At 44.9% G+C, this 21,014-nt stretch carries 23 protein-coding genes; 5 read left to right on the plus strand and 18 right to left on the minus strand.

The window, feature by feature from the left end; genetic code table 11:
• Window positions 1–49: 49 nt before the first annotated feature.
• The gene (locus ANCC_RS10305; RefSeq protein ID WP_022260784.1) at window positions 50–3,715 is read right to left on the minus strand and encodes a S8 family serine peptidase; all 3,666 of its coding nucleotides are present in this window, start codon (window positions 3,713–3,715) and stop codon (window positions 50–52) included.
• 202 nt (window positions 3,716–3,917) lie between these two features.
• Between ANCC_RS10305 and ANCC_RS10310 the strand changes: the two genes are divergently transcribed.
• Window positions 3,918–4,139, plus strand: coding sequence for a hypothetical protein (locus ANCC_RS10310; protein ID WP_006566681.1), 222 nt, complete (start codon window positions 3,918–3,920; stop codon window positions 4,137–4,139).
• A 111-nt stretch (window positions 4,140–4,250) separates the two neighbouring features.
• Here ANCC_RS10310 and ANCC_RS10315 read toward each other — a convergent pair whose 3' ends face one another.
• The gene (locus tag ANCC_RS10315; protein WP_006566680.1) at window positions 4,251–4,427 is read right to left on the minus strand and encodes a hypothetical protein; all 177 of its coding nucleotides are present in this window, start codon (window positions 4,425–4,427) and stop codon (window positions 4,251–4,253) included.
• A 59-nt stretch (window positions 4,428–4,486) separates the two neighbouring features.
• On the opposite strand from ANCC_RS10315, the gene ANCC_RS10320 reads away from it, so the two are divergent.
• The gene (locus tag ANCC_RS10320; protein WP_006566679.1) at window positions 4,487–4,981 is read left to right on the plus strand and encodes a hypothetical protein; all 495 of its coding nucleotides are present in this window, start codon (window positions 4,487–4,489) and stop codon (window positions 4,979–4,981) included.
• 10 nt (window positions 4,982–4,991) lie between these two features.
• Window positions 4,992–5,255, plus strand: coding sequence for a hypothetical protein (locus ANCC_RS10325; RefSeq protein WP_006566678.1), 264 nt, complete (start codon window positions 4,992–4,994; stop codon window positions 5,253–5,255).
• A 52-nt stretch (window positions 5,256–5,307) separates the two neighbouring features.
• Here the strand turns inward: ANCC_RS10325 and ANCC_RS10330 are convergent, their stop codons facing one another.
• The 10 genes from ANCC_RS10330 to ANCC_RS10370 form a co-directional block, all read right to left on the minus strand.
• Window positions 5,308–7,746 (minus strand): ABC transporter permease, encoded by a 2,439-nt coding sequence (locus ANCC_RS10330; RefSeq protein WP_006566677.1) that lies wholly within the window; start codon window positions 7,744–7,746, stop codon window positions 5,308–5,310.
• Window positions 7,747–8,421: an ABC transporter ATP-binding protein gene (locus ANCC_RS10335; RefSeq protein ID WP_006566676.1), complete on the minus strand. Its 675-nt coding sequence runs from the start codon at window positions 8,419–8,421 to the stop codon at window positions 7,747–7,749.
• A 78-nt stretch (window positions 8,422–8,499) separates the two neighbouring features.
• Window positions 8,500–9,744, minus strand: a complete 1,245-nt coding sequence (locus ANCC_RS10340) for a sensor histidine kinase (protein ID WP_006566675.1) — start codon at window positions 9,742–9,744, stop codon at window positions 8,500–8,502.
• Window positions 9,741–10,433 (minus strand): response regulator transcription factor, encoded by a 693-nt coding sequence (locus ANCC_RS10345; RefSeq protein ID WP_006566674.1) that lies wholly within the window; start codon window positions 10,431–10,433, stop codon window positions 9,741–9,743. Before ANCC_RS10345 ends, ANCC_RS10340 begins: the two co-directional genes overlap by 4 nt.
• Window positions 10,434–10,462: 29 nt before the next feature.
• The gene (locus ANCC_RS10350; RefSeq protein WP_317134382.1) at window positions 10,463–10,936 is read right to left on the minus strand and encodes a GNAT family N-acetyltransferase; all 474 of its coding nucleotides are present in this window, start codon (window positions 10,934–10,936) and stop codon (window positions 10,463–10,465) included.
• Window positions 10,937–11,144: 208 nt separating this feature from the next.
• Window positions 11,145–11,408, minus strand: a complete 264-nt coding sequence (locus ANCC_RS10355) for a DUF1294 domain-containing protein (protein ID WP_006566672.1) — start codon at window positions 11,406–11,408, stop codon at window positions 11,145–11,147.
• A 265-nt stretch (window positions 11,409–11,673) separates the two neighbouring features.
• A complete protein-coding gene (locus ANCC_RS17650) occupies window positions 11,674–12,231 on the minus strand; it encodes a collagen-like protein (RefSeq protein WP_233458303.1) in 558 nt (185 codons plus the stop codon).
• Window positions 12,174–12,671, minus strand: coding sequence for a hypothetical protein (locus tag ANCC_RS17655; RefSeq protein WP_233458317.1), 498 nt, complete (start codon window positions 12,669–12,671; stop codon window positions 12,174–12,176). Before ANCC_RS17655 ends, ANCC_RS17650 begins: the two co-directional genes overlap by 58 nt.
• Window positions 12,672–12,887: 216 nt before the next feature.
• Window positions 12,888–13,370 carry a cyclophilin-like fold protein gene (locus ANCC_RS10365; protein ID WP_006566668.1) on the minus strand — a complete coding sequence of 161 codons (483 nt, stop codon included), beginning with the start codon at window positions 13,368–13,370 and terminating at the stop codon, window positions 12,888–12,890.
• The gene (locus ANCC_RS10370; protein WP_006566667.1) at window positions 13,354–13,977 is read right to left on the minus strand and encodes a DapH/DapD/GlmU-related protein; all 624 of its coding nucleotides are present in this window, start codon (window positions 13,975–13,977) and stop codon (window positions 13,354–13,356) included. The genes ANCC_RS10365 and ANCC_RS10370 overlap by 17 nt, the downstream gene beginning before the upstream one ends.
• Window positions 13,978–14,143: 166 nt before the next feature.
• Here ANCC_RS10370 and ANCC_RS10375 point away from each other — a divergent pair, with 166 nt between their 5' ends.
• On the plus strand, window positions 14,144–15,034 hold the full coding sequence (locus ANCC_RS10375) for a LysR family transcriptional regulator (RefSeq protein WP_156340494.1): 891 nt from the start codon (window positions 14,144–14,146) through the stop codon (window positions 15,032–15,034).
• Window position 15,035: 1 nt separating this feature from the next.
• Here ANCC_RS10375 and ANCC_RS10380 read toward each other — a convergent pair whose 3' ends face one another.
• The 4 genes from ANCC_RS10380 to ANCC_RS10395 all read right to left on the minus strand — a co-directional run bounded on the left by ANCC_RS10380 (window position 15,036) and on the right by ANCC_RS10395 (window position 18,892).
• On the minus strand, window positions 15,036–16,202 hold the full coding sequence (locus tag ANCC_RS10380; RefSeq protein ID WP_006566664.1) for an iron-containing alcohol dehydrogenase: 1,167 nt from the start codon (window positions 16,200–16,202) through the stop codon (window positions 15,036–15,038).
• Between the two features lie 23 nt (window positions 16,203–16,225).
• The gene (locus ANCC_RS10385) at window positions 16,226–17,365 is read right to left on the minus strand and encodes an aldo/keto reductase (protein WP_039946667.1); all 1,140 of its coding nucleotides are present in this window, start codon (window positions 17,363–17,365) and stop codon (window positions 16,226–16,228) included.
• A gap of 314 nt (window positions 17,366–17,679) precedes the next feature.
• On the minus strand, window positions 17,680–18,120 hold the full coding sequence (locus tag ANCC_RS10390) for a cupin domain-containing protein (RefSeq protein ID WP_006566662.1): 441 nt from the start codon (window positions 18,118–18,120) through the stop codon (window positions 17,680–17,682).
• On the minus strand, window positions 18,104–18,892 hold the full coding sequence (locus tag ANCC_RS10395; RefSeq protein WP_006566661.1) for a carboxymuconolactone decarboxylase family protein: 789 nt from the start codon (window positions 18,890–18,892) through the stop codon (window positions 18,104–18,106). The genes ANCC_RS10390 and ANCC_RS10395 overlap by 17 nt, the downstream gene beginning before the upstream one ends.
• 122 nt (window positions 18,893–19,014) lie before the next feature.
• Between ANCC_RS10395 and ANCC_RS10400 the strand changes: the two genes are divergently transcribed.
• Window positions 19,015–19,902, plus strand: a complete 888-nt coding sequence (locus ANCC_RS10400; protein WP_006566660.1) for a LysR family transcriptional regulator — start codon at window positions 19,015–19,017, stop codon at window positions 19,900–19,902.
• An 84-nt stretch (window positions 19,903–19,986) separates the two neighbouring features.
• Here the strand turns inward: ANCC_RS10400 and ANCC_RS10405 are convergent, their stop codons facing one another.
• Window positions 19,987–20,469: a hypothetical protein gene (locus ANCC_RS10405; protein WP_006566659.1), complete on the minus strand. Its 483-nt coding sequence runs from the start codon at window positions 20,467–20,469 to the stop codon at window positions 19,987–19,989.
• An 18-nt stretch (window positions 20,470–20,487) separates the two neighbouring features.
• Entirely contained in the window at window positions 20,488–20,994 is a 507-nt protein-coding gene (locus tag ANCC_RS10410; protein WP_039946540.1) for a GyrI-like domain-containing protein, read from the minus strand.
• Window positions 20,995–21,014 lie beyond the last annotated feature (20 nt).

Here is a 21,014-nt window from a genome sequence, read left to right on the forward strand (position 1 = left end):
TCTCTTATTATACCTTATCGCGCGAAACACAGGGATCTTTTTTATATTGTTATCGGATTTTTACTTTGATTTTAGCATAGGACCGGGAACCATCCTTTGCCTTGGCATAGATCGTAACCGTCTTTCCTCTGCCCGCCTTCTTCGCCTTTACTACGCCCTTTTTAGAAACCGTGGCGTATTTGCTCTTACTCGTCTTCCATGTAACCGACTTCTTTTTGCCAACTGTCTTTACTTTTGCTTTGAGACGGTATTTATCTCCGGCTTTGAGAGTCAGTTTTTTCTTATTCAGTTTCACCACAGTCTTTTTAAATACTGCGGACACGGTTACATTTCCCGTGATGCGGAAGGAATAGCTGCTACCTTTCACCTTTTTGCCTGCTGCTTTCATAGTGGAAGGCTTATAGCAGTAATATTTTGCGGCCTTCGGCTTTACCGTTACCTTCTGCCCCGGCAGGTATCCTCCTTTTCCGGAGATAGTTCCATGCTTAGTTTTTGCTTTTACCGTCACAAGCCCGGAAGTTACAGGATAAGAATACACCGTACAGCTGTCGTCATAATCCTCGTCGTCTACATCGCTCTGTGCTTTGGCCTGAACCGATGTCTTCTTCCTGTTTAAATTTTTATAATCGAAATCTTCCTGCTCCGTCACAGGCATGAAGAGAAACCTTGAGCCAACAGTGGTTCCTATGAGATCTTCTTTAAAGGCTGCCTGATAGTCCATGGCTTCAAAACGATCTTTGGAAACAGAATACCGGAACACATTTCCGCAGCCGTCTGTATTAAGCCCCACGTAGGCCAGACCATCTCTGCATACGCCCACAATGGCCGTATAGATCTCTTCGCCCTTATTTTTTGGTATCAGAGAAGCTGATTTTTTCACCCATTTCCTGCTCTTATCGCTGTAAACAAGATTCTTTGGAATCTCCCCTTTCTTTCCGCTGCTGCCCAGGGTAAGGATCAGCTGATTTCCCGACTGGACGGCCACACTCTGGCAGCGCCCTTCCGGAAGTCCCGGGGCTTTGGACCACTGTTTTTTCTCCTTGTCGTAACAAAAGACACTCTTTTCCATAGCTCCGGTCTTTTTATTCCGGCCTCCGATCACATAAATCTTCCCATTGTAGGCGGTCAGAGCTGATCCCTCCAGTTTGGCCCCGCCTGTTTTCGTCACATAGGAGTCAACTCTCGACCACGATTTCGTCTGAAATGAGTAGCTCACAAGAGATCTTTTTGTCTCATATCCCAAATCCGCCTCGGCTATCGCATAGACAGCCCTGTCACAGTAGACCGGTGCTGAATCCAGACTGAGATCTGACCGGTCCAGTTCTCCCTTCTTTATGCCTGCAAATGCTTTCTCCCGTGCCATAGAGGATATTCTGGAAAATTCCTGTTCCTCCTCATCCATCACATAAAGATTCAGCTCTTTGTCCAGATAATACATCTTCCTGCCGTCGGAGACTGCACCCCCGCCGTCTGTAATATCCTCGGCTGAAAAGACTTTTTTCGGCCCGTTTTTACCTTTTATAAAATAAAATGAACCAGTGACAGATTTTCCGCTGCCGGTCAGGATCTCGACTTCGCCCACCCGGTTTACTAACTGTCTGTTTTCCAGAACGATCTTTGTATCACTCCAGGATACTGCCTTTTCTGCCTTACCGTTGACCTTTACAGTACCTCCAGTTCCGAATCCTTTCCCTGAGAGAACGACTCTGCCCCCGGAAACTGCTGCGCCGGTGAGGATTGCATTCTGATCAGACAGCTTCCTGCCGTCCAGAACTCCCCTGGTAATCACGGGCAGATCCTTCACTGTTCTTGTCATTCCAAGGACTGTCTCCCTGTTGGAGAGTGCATCCTTCTTCCCATAGTACCAGGAAGTGTTTGCCACCGCACCGCTCACCAGAGGGGCAGCCATGGATGTCCCGCTGGAAAAATCGTATTTCCCGAAATCCCGGCTTAATACACCTGCCTTGCTGACTGCAGTGTCATCCAGACGGATCGTAAAATCCTGCTTCTCTAATACTACCAGTGAAATACCAACCGCACGCTTTTCATTCTTTGTTGTGCTGCGGGTTGGATAGGACAGATGTCCCCATACATCCGACTCGCCGTTGGCTGCCATCATAGGGATCGTACCCGTTATCATGTTTATGGTGACATCTTCCGACGTCAGAGGATCTTCGATCTGACCTTCTTCATCCAGCTTATAGTCCTTTGCCATGACCAGTCCGGCCCCGTCTTCCACTGCCAGACTGCTGGAAGCCTTGAGCATCGTGCTCAAATAGGAATCTGTGCTGCCCTTGGCGCTGTCATAAGGAAGATATACCGTATAGATATCTCCGGGCTCTGCATTCTTCACTGAAATCTTCGCTGACTTTCCGGCAGATTCTTTTCCAAAATAGTCACTGTCCTCAGAAACCGCCACCGTACCTTTTCCGATGCTGCCTGATCCCTCTGTCTTAATCTCTGAGACATCACCGTCATTATAGTTTTTATAAAACTGGCAGTTTGAATTTCTCTCCCCGTCACTGTAAATCGAAGGATTAAAACAGTCTTCATTGACCGTAGACAAAATCTGATTTCCCGGCGCGGCCATATGTACAGACTCTTTCCCATAGTTTGAATAGGACGCCAGTCCGTCTTTCTCATTGGATGCCGCAACCGATATCACATAATCGCTGTCAATGCCTGCCGGAATGGATGCGTTCCCTTCATTGTCCTCACTGTCGTTTCCGGCGGCACAGACTGTCACCGCCCCTTTCTTTCCTACAAGTTCGATCAAATATTTCATCAATTCCTGTTCGTCAGCCTCATCGATTCCCCAGGAATTGTTTATAGCCGCCACATTGACACCTTCCATCTGCTGCTTATAGATGTAATAATAGGCATCGATCACGTCAGATAATTCACCGTCTCCGTCTTCGTCCAGCACCTTCAGTGCCATCAGCTTAACATCGCTGCTCTGGCTGATACCCGCAACGCCCCTGCCGTTGCCTGCCTGAGCCGCAATAATACCGGCACAGTGGGTTCCGTGACCGTAATCATCGGAAGGATCTGCATCATGGTTGACAAAATCATAGCCATGTCTGCCGTAGAGCACATCTGACCTGTTTGTCCACAGCCTGTCTCTGAGATCCTCATGTTCAAGGTCAATTCCTGTGTCAACTACCGCCACAACCGTTTCTTTGCCTTTGGACCCGGATGTCTTGTCATAAAACTGATCATAGCCGACATCCTTCCCTGTACTGCCTCCATTCTGACCGCTGTTTTTATTTGCCCACTGAAAGTCAAAATAGGGATCGCTGCCTCCCAAAATCCTAATCTTATAATTGGGCTGTGCGGCAATCACCTGCGGATCCTTCTTCAGCTGTCTGACCAGATCCTCCGTGCTCTTTTGTGAAGTCACTCTGGCAATGGAAACTGCGGAATTCTGAGAAGCGCTCCTCGTCTTCTTTTTGGTATCCGCCGAAAAGTTCCAGGCCTGCTTAACCTTTATTCCGGAGGAAAAAGGAGCGGATCTGCCCTTTTGCCCTGATGCCGTCGTCCGGTACATGACCAGTGCTTCTCCCTCCTCATATCCTGCTTCCTGTCTGCCGGAAAGCAGCTTTTTCATCTCTGTCACCTGGTCTTTGCCGGAAGCCGCGCTGACCGCAGCGGGAGCCGATGTTCCCAAAAGAACCGCCGACATCAGCCATGCTGCCCATCTTTTAAAATACCTCATACTCTCTCCTTTCCCCTGCTTGTATCTCATTGTTAGAGTATAACATACCTTCTCATTACGTTTGTTACATTTGGTTTACAATTCTTTAAACCCCGTTTTCCCCCAGAAAAGCAGCAGGCAAATAAAAAGATTTTCTTTTTTCGGCACACATTGGAAGAGACCGAATAATATAAACTGTAAATATAATCAAGGAGGAAACAACATGAGTGATTTAGCTGCAACAGGTTGCGGAACATCATGCAATTCAGGATTCGGAGGAAACAACTGTCTTCTTCTTATTCTCTTATTATGCTGCTGCGGAGGCGACGGCGGATTCGGAGGAGGAGACGGATGCGGATGTGATTCTATCCTTTGGATCATCATCTTACTGTGCTGCTGCGGAGGCGGATTCGGCGGCGGCAGTGGCTGCGGATGCGGATGCTAATCTGATATGTCCTGATAAACCAAGGGCAGCGGGTAACAAACCTGCTGCCCTTTTTGCGTGCCGTAAAATAAAAAGTGTCCGGAAATGATCCTCCGGACACTGAAATATCTATTATTTAAAACAGCATAAAAGGGCAGCGATCAAAATCAGTATGCTTCCGCCTTCCATACTCTGCTTTTTCATGATTCCATTTCTCTGTCCTGAAAATCCCATTTCTCCTTTTCTTCTGAGACATTCCTCATCCAGTTCGTAAACGGTATTTTCTTCTTCTACAAAAATTTCACTCATAATTTTCTTCACCTCCTAATAATATAGGATATGAGAATGAAACCTAAGGTTGTGACAAAATGGATCAAAAACAAACCCACTGGGAGCACTTTTTCCGTGACGACTCGTCCAATATGCTGGAAGACGCGCTCCCTTATCTCCCTCCCACTCTGAAAAAATCTGCAGCTCTTTACATCAAACTCCATGAACTGCAAAACATCATGGAAGACTTTGACGATGAGGATACTCTCTCCGCATGCGGACTGGACCAGAACAATGCTTCTCTGGAAATGATGCTTACCGCGATGAGAATGCGGGCCCCCAAGGAAACCTCAAAACAAATCGATCAGATACTCCAGATGATGAAAATGGCAAAAATGTACCAGTCCTATCAGGATTTTCTGCAGGCAAATCCAAATGCCAATGCTTCGCCCGGCAATTCTTCAGCCGATTCAGACATGATGGCAAAACTAATGCCGCTGTTTATGTCCCAGTCTCAGCCTGAAAAGCAGGAAGCAGCAAATGCACCCAACAGTGACCTGTTAAATCAAATCAATCAAATTCTGAAAAAGTGAGGTATCCCGCATGAATGAACAATGGAAAATGAACCGCGCGGTCCAGAGCATCGACCCAAAGAAAATAGAAATCATGGAACTTCTCGTGAACCAATGCCGGGGCAAAAACCTGGAAGACATCCTGCCTGATCTTATGGCGGCCTCCAGCCGCCTGGCAGAACAGGGCATCGCATTTACCAACGAAGAAACCGGCATCATCATCGACGCTCTCTCGGAAACTATGACCGGTCAGGAAAAGCAGAGACTTGAAATGCTGAGAAATATGATACTTTAAAAAAATTTCCGGATACTTTTAAAAAGTATTCGGAAATTTTTTATTTCATAAATTATTCTTCGTATCTGATCCTTTCAACAAGAGAATCCTTCTGCAGTTTTCTGCTCATAAATGCGGACAAAAGAATCTGCAGCATCAGAAGAATGCCTGCCATCACAAGGATCTCGGCCATAGGAAAATGATAGTCATTGATACCGATCATTCCGGTATCCTTACATTTCAGGAACAGCATGTATCCGGCGGCATTTCCAAAGGTAAGCGATATCAGCAGAGTCCCCGCCGTAAAAATCAGCCCTTCCATCTGGAGCATTCTGGCCAGCTGCCGATTGGTCATACCCAATGCCTGCAGGATTCCCAGTTCTTTTTTCCGGGTAACAATGCTTGTGATCAGTGTATTGGCCATATTCATGAATCCAATGATCCCAATGACAAACAGCAGGGCATATAAAGAGTCCCTGAGAAGCCCGATGCCAAGCTGCGCAGTGCGGTATGCATCATCGTAAGAGAGCAGGTCATAAAACTCGCTGCCTCCTGTCAGATTCCTCAGCTGTTTTTCCACTGCCGTCTTTTTTTCCGGAAGGCAGGAAATATAAATTTCGCTGGTCAGATTCCCTTTCACGCGGAGTTTCTTAAATGTCTCCTCTGTCATAGCCCAGCTGGCTTCCAAATGTGCATTTGCAGAACCGGTGATTTTTAAAGTAAGCGGCACTTTTCTCTCTCCGTCCAGCAGATCCATAGATATCTTGTCTCCGATGTGATAGCCATTTTCATCGAAGAAGTGATCCCAAAGATAGACGGTTCCGCTTTCTTTTACTAATTGCTCATAGTCCGCACTGCCGCGCTCTAATCCGCTTTTTACAAAAGCATTAAAATCCTTTTTGGATAAGATCTGAATGACTGAAGTTCCTTCTTCTTCGTTACCACGGACTTTTACTGCGGCCCATTTACCAGTTTCTACTCTTGTAACACCATCGATCTTTTTGATCTTCTCTACTACCGAAGCATTCATGAGTCCCTGTTCCTGGACCCGGTTCAGATTTTTCTCCGGATAGGTTTTATCATCCAGTTTCGTATCCAGTGTCAGATAAAAGTCCCCTTTTTTCACATCTTTTTTAGCCTCATAGGCCGGATCCATATTGCCGCACAGATTAGCGATGGTGACGAACATTACACAGCTCAGCCCCATAGTAAGGATGGTCATCAATGTCCGTTTCCGGTTGCTTGACAAATTTGCCCTGGTAAGACCGATCAGCTTTACCTGCCTGCATCCTTTCCTCTTCTGTTTCTTTTTCCCGGTGTTTTCCTGATACCGCACCGCTTCCACCGGAGACACTTTGGCTGCAATCTGCATCGGCCGTTTCACGGAAAGACAGACGGTAATCAGCGAAAGGATCCCTGCTCCGGCCAAAACAGGTATGCTGAACAGCTGAGTATTTGCGATCGCTTCGTTGATGGACTCGTTTACACTGCTGAACCCGGCAATCTTCGTAAAAAACAGATCTGTTCCAAAATAACCCACAATCAGTCCAACAGGTATACTGATGCCGGACAATATCATGCCTTCCCGGAAGATCATCTGTTTCATCTGCTTCTTCGTCATTCCTATGGCCCGCAGTTTCCCGTATTCCTGTACTTTCTGTATCATACCGACATAGAAAATATTGTAGATCACAACGATGCTGAATAAGATGACAACCGCCGCAATAAATACTCCCGCAGCCACGGTTTCTGCCCCCGGGTCCGTATCCCACATAATAAAAATCGTATTGAGAGAAACATTTTTTTCAGGGATGGAAAGTTTCTCTGCCAGCTGATTGATACTTTCCTTCAGCCCGTTTTCTGTGACTTTGTCTGCCTTCTTCATCTTTACACAGAGCGTATAGGATCTTTGTTCCACAGGGACAGCCTTTTCAAAAAATTCTTTTGATACTACGGCCCCGTATGCCTGCTTCAGATCATTCATTTCACTGTCAGGCAGAAAGCCGGTAATTGTGAATTTTTTTCTCAGTACGGTTCCTTCCCCATTGATCCGGTAAGGAACTGTGACCGTGTCTCCTATCTTAGGTTTCTTTTTCATCAGCTTCTTAAAAAATGATTTCTGAACCATGATCTCATTTTCCCCGGTGGGAATTCTGCTCTGGCCGGTCATCTTTAAGTTCGACATTGCCCGGGCATTCTGGTCATAGTAGGAAAGTACGCCGCTGGCTTTCCCCAGCTCAACCGTGGCTACAGAGGACATGGAGCCTGTCTTTTCAATCTCGCCTCTGACGGAAATTTCCTGCTTCTTTTCTTCACTGATTCCGGTAAATGCGGCATGAAAATCTCCATAGAGGACAGAGCTGTTGTGACTGTTCATTTTCATTATTCCATTGCAGCTTAAACCGATGATCGTTAAGAGAGCCGTCGTCAGCATAATGGAAATCCCGATGAGGATACTTCTGCTTCTGGTCTGCGTTAAATTCTTTTTCGACAACTGTGTGACTGCTTTCATTTAATCCACCACCTTGCCGTCTTCGATCAGGATAATACGGTCAGCCATCTGTGCAATCTCCTCATCATGGGTAATCATAACCAATGTCTGTCCATATTTCCTGGCCGTCATTTTTAAGAGGGAAATTACCTCATCCCCGGTCTTTGTGTCCAGATTTCCGGTCGGTTCGTCCGCCAGTATGATATCAGGCTTTGACGCAATCGCTCTGGCAATGGCAACTCTCTGCTGCTGGCCGCCGGAAAGCGTATTGGGAAGATTGTGCTTCTTCTCTTCGATACCCAGTGTACACAAAATCTCATTCACGAATGCCTCATTCACGTTTCTTCCATCCAGCCCAATGGGAAGAACGATGTTTTCCCACACATTCAGGGAAGAAATCAAGTTAAAGGACTGAAAGATAAATCCGATCTTTCTTCTCCGGAAAACAGCTACCTCTTCTTCCTTCATACAGCTGATGTCCTTATCTCCGATCAGGATCTTTCCTTTTGTAGGGCAGTCCAGTCCTCCAAGCATATGAAGAAGTGTACTTTTTCCCGAACCGCTCTTTCCTACAATCGCAGCAAATTCACCCTGATAGATTTGGAGGGATGTGTGGTCGATAGCACGCACCTCATTTTCTCCGCTGCCATAATATTTACATAAATCCTTTGTCTCTAGAATAACTGTATTCTGCATTTTTTCATACCTCCTGTTCTTACTGTCTATGATAAATGCCTCCTCTTACATTCATCTTTCAATCCAAAAGAAAAAGCCTTACAAATCTGTAAGACTTACATGTATCGTAAAAATACTTCCCTGCTTCCCCGCAGAAACAGAAACAGACCCTCCCTGTGCCTCCAGGATACTTCTGGTAAGATAAAGACCGACTCCGGATCCATCCGCCTCTTTTACCTGCGGCGCTGTTCCCCGATAGAACCGCTGAAAAATCTTGGTATAGTCTCTGCTGTCAATTCCGATCCCCTGATCCTCAATTTCTATCCTCAAAAAACTGGTCCGTTTCATCATGCGGATCTGGATACACGTATCCCTTCCGCTGTACTTCACTGCATTTTCCAAAATATTTGCAATCGCTTCTCTGGTCCAGTGGGGATCATGGGGGATTGCCATATCCGCAGCCTCATCGCTGTTTTTCACCACTTCTATCTCGATATTCTTCTCCTGGGCCTTCACATACACGCTGCTGACCGCCTGTGCGATGGTATCCATGATAGGTGCCTGAATCTTTTTCACTGAGATCATGCCTGTTTCCATTCTGGAAATATTAATAAGGGCTTTTGTGAGACTGTCCAGGCGCTGGGTCTGCCCCACTGCCTGTCCGAGAAACTCTTTCTCCTCTTCCTTTGACAGATCTTCTTCCGCTAAAAGCTCCAGACACATTTTCAGGGATGCCACAGGTGTTTTCAGCTGATGGGATATGTCAGTTACCAGGGACTTTGTGGTTTCCTTTTCGTCCTGGATTTTCTTCTCCTGCACTTCCAAACGTTTTCCAAGGGAGTTGAGCCTGCTGAACAGTCTGCTTTTCATCCCCTCTTCCTCACGATAAGCGACCTGATAATGTCCTGTATAAAATTGTTCAATGACGCTCCCGAATTGTTCGAATTCCTGCTCTTTTCTTCTGACGGCCTCTCTCATTCGGATATATGCAGCCGCTGTGATCAAAAGGTACGCACCTAAAAAAACTCCTCCGGAACGGACGATGTACTGCACCATGCGGCTTTGATACCTTGCTTTCATCTCTTCTTCAAAACCTGCCCTGGCATAAACCTGTCTTCCCTTTTTCTGCAGTGCTTTTTCTTCTTCTCCCTGAAAGATATGATACAATATCTCTTCCTGAGTCTTTCCATCTTCCATCATTCCTGCCGTTTCCAGCTGCTGCTTTTCTTCCCGGATCAGCTTTCTGTTTTCTGAAAATAATCCATATCCAAAGATACATAAGAAAATAGCTGCTGTACAGACAGAAAATCTGACCCAGCCGATCTTTTCCCTCTTTCCAATCAATTTCCGGTACACTCCTTATCCCATAAATATCCGATCCCCCGTATATTTTTAATATACTCCGGTTTGGACGGATCTGGCTCAATCTTTTCCCTGAGCCTTCTGATGTTGACTGCTACCGTGTTTTCATCGGCAAACTCGCCGTCCATGTCAAACATCTGCTCTAAAAGCTGGCCTTTGGAAAACACCTGCCTTGGATGGGAGATAAACAAAAGCAGCAGTTTCCATTCATTTTTGGTAAGGCTTCTCTCTTCTCCCGATACCATGACCTTCATCTCTGTCTTATGGACACAGACTTTCCCGGATTCTATCTTTTCCTCTTTTACATCCATCCGGGCAAATACCGCGTGTATCTTCGAGATGAGAACGGCAAGACTGAATGGTTTTACCACATAGTCATCCGCCCCCGCCTCATATCCCATGACAATGTCGATCTCCTGATCCATGGCAGTCAGGAACATGAAACGCACATTGCTGATCCTGCGTATTTCTCTGCAGAAATCCAATCCACTTCCGTCTTCCAGCGTTATATCACAGATGACCAGATCAATCTCACTGTTATTCCATAGTCTCATGCCTTCCTGAATCCCCGCACAGGCCAGGACCTCATATCCTTCTTTTTCTAATTTAAAGCATATGCCGCGTCTCAGGCTCTCATCGTCTTCCAGCAGCAGGATTCTGCCTTTCATCATGTCCTCAATCCTCCGTCTATGTATTCCTGTCAGTTTAGTTCATACTGCATAAAATTCTTATTTTTCCGAAACCCGAAGTCTTTATACAGTAAAACTCCCATATCCGATGCAGTCACATGAACAACACCGCATCCATAATTTCTCGCTTCATCCATTACTTTCTTTAATAGAACCCGTGCAATCCCTCTTCTTCTGTGCTTTTCCACTGTATACATACTGGATAGAATACCGATCTTTCCAGTTGGATTTTTATAATACGGAGGTTTCTCTGTAAATGACATTCCGCTGGCAGCCACGATTTCCTCACCGCACACTGCAAGCCATGAAATATACAGTCCGGTTTCTAAATTTCTCTCATAAAACTCTGTCAGATATGGTTTCAGCTCAAAATCAGCCTGTGCTCCTTCATCTTTCAGCTGTTGTACTCTCATCCGAACGACTGCCGGTATATCACATACGGTCATCCTCCGGTAAGAAATTCTTTTTGAAGAATACTCATCCAAACGCCTCTTGTCCTCCTTCCTCCTGTTATTTTATAAATTAGATCAAAGTGGGCAAGCCCACACTAAAGCTCTTAGGCCCCTCAATCCTTGAGGGGCTTGACAACTTTGCGTACCAGATGCGATTTGACGCAGTCAAATAATTTCCTTACGCATCTGTGTACAGCCCGCGGAGCGTTTTTTATTTCCTAGGGAAGGTCACAGAACTTTCCTAGGAAATAAAAAAGTATGTGTAAAGTCCCATCTGACACAAAAGAATGACCGGGATGCCATACATAAACACCGGCTTTCTTGTCTTATGCCGGAACATCCGCATAGCCAGCCAGGCTCCCACAGATCCCCCTGCTGCTGCCAGCAAAATCAATGTCTTTTCCGGAATCCTCCATCTGTTCTTTTTTGCCCTTTGCTTGTCACTCCCATATATAAAAAATGTAATTACATTTATAAAAACAAGACAGACGATAAATAATTTCATGAAAACTCCTTTCCATCCTCTAATTCAAAAGGTAAAAATCTTAGTTCATTATAACATAGTCCCATTTTCTGTGTTAGTGTTAGAACTTTCTTTTTTTATCCTTTTCAGCATTGTCCTGACACAGACAGCTTTTGCCTGAACAGAATATATCCCTTTTATTTTTACGAAGAGTAAGGTATCAGGGATGTCTCCTTTCAATACATCCAAATATTGAAAGAAACCGGCTGCTGTATGACAGCCGGCTTCTTTGAAGACCTTTGTTTTTTTATGGCAATGGAGATGATCGTTCTACTGTAAGAGTAGCATTTGTCAATGAAGTCAGATCAAAGCCTGCGGCTCCGGTGGAATAAAACGCCAAATCAATTTGGCCGTCCAGGAATTCAATGACGCTTCCCTGCAAGATTGTGATATCATCTGCAGAAATTGTAGTGTATTGCAGCGTGGAGTCAATAAATCTGCCGTTTTGCCGCACTCCCGCCGAAATTGTCTGGCCTGCTGTTTCAGCCGGATCGATACGGATCATATAATTGATTTCATATTCGCCCGGCATATAAATTTGTATTTCATTTTGGCCCGCTCCAACATTAAAAGATGGCATATAATTGTTAAATTGTACCTGTTCCACCTGGTCACTGACAGAAAAATCAAATGATTGAACCATGTTGGAATAAAGACCGCCGAACGCAGTTTCCACTGCCTTACCATCTATTTCGACAGTGGCTGGATAATCATGCAAAAATATATTCAGATTTGGAGATATAAAGTTTAAATCCTCTCCAAACCTGATAGGTATGGGACCGCCGTTGCCATTAATATAAAACAAGACATCCCCCGGATTAAAGGTGCCTTCCGGCCCTTGTTCTCCCTGTGGACCTTGTTCTCCCTGCGGACCCGGTTCTCCCTGTGGACCTTGTTCTCCCTGCGGCCCTGATTCTCCCTGCGGACCCGGTTCTCCCTGTGGACCCGGTTCTCCCTGCGGACCTGATTCTCCCTGTGGACCCGGTTCTCCCTGCGGACCCGCTTCTCCCTGCGGACCCGGTTCTCCCTGCGGCCCTGGCATCCCCTGTGGACCCGCTTCTCCCTGCCGACCCGGTTCTCCCTGCGGCCCTGGCATCCCCTGTGGGCCTGGTTCTCCCTGCGGACCCGGTTCTCCCTGCGGACCCGGTTCTCCCTGCGGCCCTGGCATCCCCTGTGGGCCTGGTTCTCCCTGCGGACCCGGTTCTCCCTGCGGGCCTCGGCAGCATCTGCAATTACAGCAGTCACAGCAATTCTTTTGAAGTTTTTCGTTTTTACAGTTACTGTTTATATTCATATTATAATCCTTTCTACACGCATTTGAGAAACTATATTTGTATTAAATATGTAATATAAGTTTATGCCGAAAAATGGCAGGCTGTTCTTGTTCAATGTCTTTCCTTGTTATGTAAGACCAGATGAAATTTCCATCAAAATACAACAATGCGCTCAAAAACAGCCGGCTCATTTGCTGTCTGATTTCGTCATTGCTTCGATCTTTACCTCACCTTTTAGATTTTTAATCTGATCTCTGCCCGACACCGTCTCCCCAAGTTCATACAGGCCGCTGGCACCTCTGCATTCTCCGTAAAAAACTGCGACGTCTCCCCAAGGAGCATAATAAGCGAGGATTCCTGCCGGTCCCTTTGCCGGCGGTGTACCCTCAGTTTCAAGTTTTTTGGGCGGATAGAAAATCTTTTCGTTGTCGCTGTAATTCTCTATCCGAACAGACAGGGGCAGCTGGTTATAGAGTGACTGCGCCGCCGGACTTCCATTCAGACTGACGATAATGTTCTGACCATTTTGGCTTTTTATCCTCAGATACTGTTCTATAAGGACTTTCTTTTCCTGACCGGAAGTGCTCTCCTTCGTCCGGCCCGCACGGCTGCAGCCCGCTAAAGATAAAATAAAGACTCCCGCAAGTAAAAGTTTATAAACCTTTTTCAATCGGATTTCTCCTTCCTTTCTCTATGGCTGAATGAATGGTCTTGATTGTCTTGGCTGGAATTCCGCCGACAACCGTATTTTCTGGAACATCTTCTGCTGCAACAGCGCCTGCTGCGACTACGGCACCGTCTCCAACCGTGACACCGGGAAGTATTACAGCGTTTGCGCCGATCCATACATTTTTTCCGATATGAATCGGCTTTGTATAAATATCCCCTCGGTTCTGAGGATGAAGTTCATGGTTAATCGTAGCAAGGACTACATTATGTCCGATCAGAGCCCCGTCATCGATGGTAATTCCCCCCTGGTCCTGAAACCTGCAGCCGCTGTTAATAAAAACATTTTTGCCGATCGTGATATTCTTTCCGCAGTCTGTATAGAATGGCGGAAATATCCCGAAAGAGACGTCCACTGGCTTTCCTGTGAGTTTCATGAAAATCTCTCTTATTTCTTCTGGTGAGTGATAACTGCTGTTCATTTCAGCAGTCAGACGCAGGGCTTCCTGTGAAAGCATACACATATATTGATGTATTTCTGAGCCGGCAGTTACTGCCTTTCCACTGTTCACATAATTTATAAAATCTTCCAGTTCCATTTGATTGTTCATATCATCTTTTCTCCCTTATTTTTTTACTTATAGTATAATACTGATATTTTTACATAACAAATACTTATCATTAATACATTTGAATAGTTGAAACCTATATAAATCCATGTTAGACTAAATCCATCAACATGACTGCTGATTACAAATCAAATAAAGGAGGTCACACATGGAACTACGGGTACTGCATTACTTCCTGGCCATTGCACAGGAGCAGAGCATTGTGCGCGCGGCAGAATCGCTGCATCTTTCACAGCCGACTCTCTCCACCCAGATTAAAAACATGGAAAAAGAATTAGGAAAACAGCTATTGATCCGTGGTACGAAAGGATCACGGAAAATAACACTTACGGAAGAAGGCATGATTTTAAGGAAACGTGCAGAAGAGATTCTTGATCTGGTTAAAAAGACCGAATGTGAGATCACTTCGGCCGATGACATTATTATGGGAGATATTTATATCGGAACAGGCGAGACCGATGGGGTCCGCCTCATTGCAAAGACTGCAGGAAAACTGCAGAAGATCTGTCCGGGAATCCATTTTCATGTTTCCAGCGGCAATGCTGCATTTGTGATGGAACAACTCGATAAAGGGCTGCTCGATTTTGGAGTCGTTTTCGGCACTGTTGATTTGACAAAATACAATGCCCTCAAGCTCCCCGACAAAGATGTGTGGGGTGTACTCATGCGCAGGGATTCCCCCCTTGCATCCAAAAAAGAGATTACACCCGGGGATCTGCGGGACAAACCATTGATCCTGTCCCAGCAGGAGCACCGGGGCGGCAGTTTCACACAGTGGTTTCAATGCCAGATGACGGATTTAAATATCGCTGCTACCTACAATCTCATCTATAATGCGTCTCTGCTTGTGGATGAAGGATTAGGATACGCCGTTGGTCTTGACAAGATCATCAACACCTCCTGCAGCAGTCTTTGCTTCCGCCCCCTGGCACCAAAGCTGGAAGAAGAAATGAGCATTATTTGGAAGAAACATCAAATCTTCTCCAGACCGGCCGAAAAATTTTTAAGCCTGTTGAAAGAACATTTAAACGGTATTTGAATCACATACTTTTTTTCAATATCGTTATGATATCATCATGTGTCAGAACCTTATATCCGCCTTCCATGACAAAGGTTCCGTCTGCAATGCCTGGAAGCATCTCTTCTGTCACACCGAGTTCCCGGATGTTCATGACAAGACCCAGCTCTTTCATATAGGATTCCATGCAGGAGAGTCCTTCTTCTGCAGTCTCTTCATCCGTCTTGCCGTCCGGGTTCACATCCCATACATTTACAGCATAGCGTTTGAACTTCTGAAGGCCGTAAGGCAGAAGAAAACGGTAGTACGGCAAAGATACGGCTGATAATGTCATTCCATGGGTGGCATTGGTATATGCACCGATGGACTGTCCGATCATATGCACTTCCCAGTCGGTCGTTTTCCCTTTTGCGACAAGGGTGTTTAATGCCCATGTGGCAATCCACATAATATTGCTTCTGGCCTCATAGTCGGCAGGATTTTTTATGGCAGTCCGTGAGCTGTGGATCAGGGATTTTAAAAGTCCTTCCATAATGTAATCAGAGGTACTGTCATCCTCTCCTGAGAAATACTGCTCTAAAATATGAGACATGATGTCAAAAAATCCCGCTGTCATCTGATACTTCGGCAAAGTAAATGTAAATGTGGGATTCAGGATCGAAAACTTCGGAAATACATTTTCCCCGAAAACATGACCGATCTTTAACTTCGTCTCATGATTGGTGATGACGGACCCGCCGTTCATCTCTGAACCTGTTCCGACCATGGTAAGGACACAACCCACCGGGATGATTTCATTGTCCACGTCCTCCATGCGCAGATAGTATTTCTCCCATGGATCTTCTTCACAATGAACGGAAATGGACACTGCTTTGGCATAATCACAGACAGAACCGCCGCCAACAGCCAGGATAAGGTCTACTTTATGTTCTCTGGCAATCTTTACGCCCTCGTATAACTTCTCTACCGTAGGATTGGGCATAACACCTCCGTCTTCAAATACATTTTTCCCGTTTGCCTTGAGAATCTCCATCACCTTATCATAGATCCCGTTTTTCTTGATGGAACCGCCTCCATAGGCAAGCTGTACATTTTTACCGTACTTTGGAAGTTCCTCATTTAAATAATTTAAAGAATCCTCTCCAAAATATAATTTCGTCGGGTTTGAATAACTGAAATTTCCTAACATAATATTTCTCCTTCTTCTGTCTCTCACAGTCCTGCCGGCTGTTCAAGCTTTTGTGCAAAGTCCTTCATCGCCTCAGATATTTTCAGCATCTGCGGACAGACTGCCTCACAGCTTTTACATCCGATGCATGCATCCGGACGCTGATCCTTTGGCATGGCACCTACGGCCATCTGTGTAATAATTGTCATGTTGAAACGGCTCTCATTGTATAAGGAGAGCAGCGTTGGGATATCCAGTTTTTTGGGACAGTGTGATGTACAGTAACGACAGGCAGTGCATGGAAGAATATCCAGCATACTGTCTGTAACTTCCATCAAAACCTTCATTTCTTTCTCTGTCAGCGGTTTTTCCTCTGCAAATGTAGCCGTATTTTCCATCAGCTGTTTCATATCGGACATACCTGAAAGTACCATGGTCACCCCCGGAATGGACTGTAAGAACCGGAATCCCCATGCCGGAATCTCCTCATCCGGGCGGCAGACCTTCAGTTTCTCACTGTTTTCATCAGAAAGTAATGCCAGTTTTCCCCCTCTTAGCGGCTCCATAACCCAAATCGGAATCTCATATTCATTGAGCAGTTCCACCTTGGCTTTTGCATCCTGAAGTTTCCAGTCCAGATAATTCAGCTGGATCTGGCAGAATTCCAGATCATCTCCGTATGTATCCAAAAAACGTTTTAACGTATCATACCGTCCATGGCAGGAAAATCCCAGATGCTTGATTCTTCCGGCTTCTTTCTGCTTTTTAAGATATTCCATAATGCCATATTTCTCGTCCATATAGAGATCTATATTTTTTTCATATACGTTATGAAACAGGTAAAAATCAAAATAATCTGTTCCGCATTTTTTCAGCTGTTCTTCAAAAATGCTCTCCACCTTATCCATATTTGACAGATCATACCCAGGAAACTTATCGGCTAAATAATAGCTTTCCCGAGGGTATCTGCCCAATACCTTACCCATGACAATCTCAGACTGCCCGTCGTGATAGCCATATGCAGTATCAAAATAATTGATCCCATGGTCCAGCGCATAATCTACCATCTTTGCAGTCTGCTCTTCATCAATCCGCCCATCTGAATCACCATTCATAATTGGAAGGCGCATTGCACCCAGCCCCAGGGCAGACAGCTTCTTGTCTTTAAAATCTTTATAAATCATACAAATCCTCCTTACATCTTTCACATCGAGTTCATTCTTTATGTATCCCATATATAAAGAATACTCCTTGTAGTTAACTCCAAGTCAAGAAAAATTTTGTAAAAAACCCGTAAAATATAATATTAAATTCGTGTTTTACCAACTAAATTCATGAATGATGATTTTAATGTTACACTTATAATAGCGGCTGTTTTTACAGCAGCCGCCATTCTTTCATAAATCATTTTTTATTTTCAGTAGTTTCTGCATACTCACAGACTGCTGCCGCACCACAGTTTTCAATTTCTATAGAACTGTCTATCAGCAAATCATAGTTATGAACATTTCCCGTACTCTTCTTCAGAAACCGGCTCACACCACTCATTCCTGCAGTCAGTTCCAGGTACCTCCAATGCTATGTGGCTGAACCACGAATCTTTCTTTGCGCCGTGCCAATGTTTCACTTCCGGCCTTATATTGATGACGGTTCCAGGTGTCAGACTTACCGCCTCCTTCCCTTCCTCCTGATACCACCCTTCACCGGCGGTACAGATCAGCATCTGCCCGCCGCCGGTCGCTGCATGGTGGATATGCCAGTTGTTGCGGCATCCCGGTTCAAAAGTAACATTGGCTGCAAAGATTCCCCCATGTTCCTGGGAGTTATTAAGTACATTTAAAAAAGATTCCCCGCTGAAATACTGCGCAAATCCATCGTTAGGCTCACCCTGCCCAAATACATTGATCTCGTCAAAGTCCTTTTTATCTCTTATCTTCATTGATATTCATCCCCTTTTCCTGTTTCTCTGCCGCTGCATTCACACAGCTTAATGCGTTCAAACTCCTTGGATATCCAATATACGGCAGACACTGAGAAATTATCCTGATTAAAAACTCCTTGTCATTTCCAATCTTCATATTAGCCGCCGCATGGCTGGTAAGCTGAGGCTCACATCCGCCCTGTGCCGCCAGAAAACAAAATGTGATCATCTCCCTTTGTTTGTAGTCAAGCCCGGTTCTCGTGTAATAATCACCAAAACAGTTTGCGGCCAGCCAACGATTGATATGCCTGCTCTCCTGAGGCCCTGACTGCCAAAAATCCCGCATTCCTTCCCCAAAGATCTCCACTTGTACCCGTGTCCCTGTCTCCCTGCGGTTCTCCATCGTGCTGACTGCCTGTCCTTCCAGTGGAAGGGATACCCCTTTTTCTGTCAGCACTTCATTGGTAATCTTTAAAAACGAAAGGACTCTGCCCATTCCCAAATATGCAGCTGCCTGATATACGATTTCTTTTACTTCCACGGGTGTAATCCCTATATTTAAAGCCGCAGGCAGTAATTCTCTGAACGCTTCTTCCCCCTGACAGCCCAAAAGTGCTGCCAAAACTGCCATAAATCCAATCTTGTCATCCAGTTTGGTCTCATTGACTACTTCACCAAAGGCAAAATGCTCAAAACGCTCCATAAATTCCGGGTCTGTTTCTAAAAGCTCAGACTCACGTCCCTGAAAGATTTTTTCTTTGTATTTTTTTATAGATTCTGTCATTTCCATCGTATTCCCTCACTTTCCTAATCCTTCTTTCCTTCATTATATTTGCCATAAGCTTGACCTGGAATCTCCAGTACGTTACGATAGTATAAACTATATGTTTATACAATGAATGGAGGCACCCTATGTATAACAGTCTCTTAACAGCCTTTGTAACTGTGGCTGACTGCGGCAGTTTTACAAAAGCCGCAGAAATCCTGTACATCTCACCTACCGCCGTTATGAAACAGATCAATTCCCTGGAAAACCATCTGGACCTGAAGCTTACAAAACGGACACCCTCAGGGATTCGTCTGACGCCTGCCGGAGAGGTCATCTATAAAGACGCAAAGTTTTTATTCGATTTTTCTAAAAAATCAATTGCCAATGCCAGACAGGCCATGTCCTGTACGGACCGCACATTCTATGTGGGAACCTCCCTTTTAAACCCTGCAAAACCCTTTATAGATTTGTGGTACCGCGTAAATGAAGATTTTCCTGGTTATAAACTGCATCTTGTTCCTTTTGACGATGACCACAATGGCATTCTCTCAGAAATATCACAATTAGGAGAAAAATTTGATGTCCTGATCGGTGTTTGTGATTCTAAGATATGGCTGAATAAATGTCATATGCTTCCTCTCGGAAGATATAAAAAGATGTGTGCAGTCTCAAGGGAACACCGTCTTGCGAAGAAAAAGAAGCTGAAAATCATGGATTTATACGGTGAAAGACTCATGATGGTAAAACACGGTGACTCCGATACCAATGATCATATCAGAGATGATCTTAAGAAACATCATCCTCAGATACAGATAGAAGACACCCCGCATTTTTATGATATGTCCGTGTTTAACCGGTGCGCCGAGACCGGAAATATACTGTTATCCCTGGAATGCTGGCAGGATGTTCATCCTGGGTTAGTGACCATTCCCGTAGAGTGGGAATACAGTATATCCTATGGGCTGTTATATTCACTGAACCCTGCTGATCATGTGCTGCGGCTGGTTAGAACGTTAGAACAGATAAAATAAAAGAGTTTACAGAAGCCATAAAAGCTTCCATAAACTCTCTAAAACAATATAAATATTCTTTTGGACGGGTTTTGCAATTTATTTTTACGGTGTGTTCCTGCGTGCCTGAACCTCACTCAGAAGCAGCTTTTCTATATAAGTGTGGTTCTGCGGGCAAATCAAAAACATAAAAGCGCTGCTGCGGCATTTCTGGCAGTGCTCGCCCTTCAGCCAAAAATCATATCCCATAGAACATCTTGGGTTACAGGAATCCGGATCTTTCATCCGTTTACAGGGTGGTGCAGAAAGAACGGCCTGTACCATTTCTTCAGGAAACGTATCCAGAACCTCTGTGTACTGATTCACATGTGCTCCGTAAATCCGGACAAGCATACCCTTTTTGCGAAACACATAATTTGCGGCGGTTTTCTTATCAAAACTGTAAGAAACCACATACCCGCTCCTGGCAGTCTTTATGTCAATTCTGCATCCCCGCTCCATTAATTTCTCATGAAGTTTCCTGACAAAATCCTGATTTTCTTCCGGAACAGTAACAATAAAATCTTTAAACTCAGCTTTTTGACTCATATTGAGATCCTCCCTACCCTAGTTCGTCTTTTCCTTCACTGCAATCCAGACTTCAACTTGTCCGTCCTGACCATAAAATTCGATGTCCGGCGCCCCGGATTTCATTCTGCCGGTAATATATCCTTTATTTAACGGTTTATATTTTGATTTTGGAAGCCATTTTGTAATTGCCTGTGCTTCTGTTTTTCCTATGGTTTCCACCGTACATGGAAACACTGCCCACGTCATCGCCGGTACGGTATATTCGGCAAAACCATGTTCTGTATCTTTGCTGCTTGAGACAGCGATCATATAATGAAATTTTCTGGAATCTGTTTTATCAGTGTTGTAAATATTGATGCCAAGCAGTCCGCCCGGCTCCTGATCTGACAAATCTAACAATGACGCTTCCAGGTTATCTTCTTTAAACTTAGACCAAAAAATGGGGATATCTTTTCTTCCCCCGCCTTTTTTATTTGTCGTCTCAATCAAACTTCCGACAACACGAAAGCTATCCCTTTTCTCTATACGGAAAGGAAAATCCATATATATGTCCTCCCATTTTT

The sequence above is a fragment of the Anaerostipes caccae L1-92 genome, from assembly GCF_014467075.1.
In the GTDB taxonomy this organism is placed as follows: Bacteria; Bacillota; Clostridia; order Lachnospirales; family Lachnospiraceae; genus Anaerostipes; species Anaerostipes caccae.

What these genes read in the sequence shown, in the direction of transcription:
- ANCC_RS10315 (WP_006566680.1), bottom strand. Translation starts at nt 4,427, where the DNA reads ATGAGTGAAATTTTTGTAGAAGAAGAAAATACCGTTTACGAACTGGAT.
- ANCC_RS10390 (WP_006566662.1), bottom strand. Translation starts at nt 18,120, where the DNA reads ATGAAGATAAGAGATAAAAAGGACTTTGACGAGATCAATGTATTTGGG.
- ANCC_RS10375 (WP_156340494.1), top strand. Translation starts at nt 14,144, where the DNA reads ATGGAACTACGGGTACTGCATTACTTCCTGGCCATTGCACAGGAGCAG.
- ANCC_RS10380 (WP_006566664.1), bottom strand. Translation starts at nt 16,202, where the DNA reads ATGTTAGGAAATTTCAGTTATTCAAACCCGACGAAATTATATTTTGGA.
- ANCC_RS10325 (WP_006566678.1), top strand. Translation starts at nt 4,992, where the DNA reads ATGAATGAACAATGGAAAATGAACCGCGCGGTCCAGAGCATCGACCCA.
- ANCC_RS10410 (WP_039946540.1), bottom strand. Translation starts at nt 20,994, where the DNA reads ATGGATTTTCCTTTCCGTATAGAGAAAAGGGATAGCTTTCGTGTTGTC.
- ANCC_RS10405 (WP_006566659.1), bottom strand. Translation starts at nt 20,469, where the DNA reads ATGAGTCAAAAAGCTGAGTTTAAAGATTTTATTGTTACTGTTCCGGAA.
- ANCC_RS10320 (WP_006566679.1), top strand. Translation starts at nt 4,487, where the DNA reads ATGGATCAAAAACAAACCCACTGGGAGCACTTTTTCCGTGACGACTCG.
- ANCC_RS10355 (WP_006566672.1), bottom strand. Translation starts at nt 11,408, where the DNA reads ATGAAATTATTTATCGTCTGTCTTGTTTTTATAAATGTAATTACATTT.
- ANCC_RS10305 (WP_022260784.1), bottom strand. Translation starts at nt 3,715, where the DNA reads ATGAGGTATTTTAAAAGATGGGCAGCATGGCTGATGTCGGCGGTTCTT.
- ANCC_RS10310 (WP_006566681.1), top strand. Translation starts at nt 3,918, where the DNA reads ATGAGTGATTTAGCTGCAACAGGTTGCGGAACATCATGCAATTCAGGA.
- ANCC_RS10330 (WP_006566677.1), bottom strand. Translation starts at nt 7,746, where the DNA reads ATGAAAGCAGTCACACAGTTGTCGAAAAAGAATTTAACGCAGACCAGA.
- ANCC_RS10385 (WP_039946667.1), bottom strand. Translation starts at nt 17,365, where the DNA reads ATGATTTATAAAGATTTTAAAGACAAGAAGCTGTCTGCCCTGGGGCTG.
- ANCC_RS10395 (WP_006566661.1), bottom strand. Translation starts at nt 18,892, where the DNA reads ATGGAAATGACAGAATCTATAAAAAAATACAAAGAAAAAATCTTTCAG.
- ANCC_RS10400 (WP_006566660.1), top strand. Translation starts at nt 19,015, where the DNA reads ATGTATAACAGTCTCTTAACAGCCTTTGTAACTGTGGCTGACTGCGGC.
- ANCC_RS10335 (WP_006566676.1), bottom strand. Translation starts at nt 8,421, where the DNA reads ATGCAGAATACAGTTATTCTAGAGACAAAGGATTTATGTAAATATTAT.
- ANCC_RS10370 (WP_006566667.1), bottom strand. Translation starts at nt 13,977, where the DNA reads ATGAACAATCAAATGGAACTGGAAGATTTTATAAATTATGTGAACAGT.
- ANCC_RS10345 (WP_006566674.1), bottom strand. Translation starts at nt 10,433, where the DNA reads ATGATGAAAGGCAGAATCCTGCTGCTGGAAGACGATGAGAGCCTGAGA.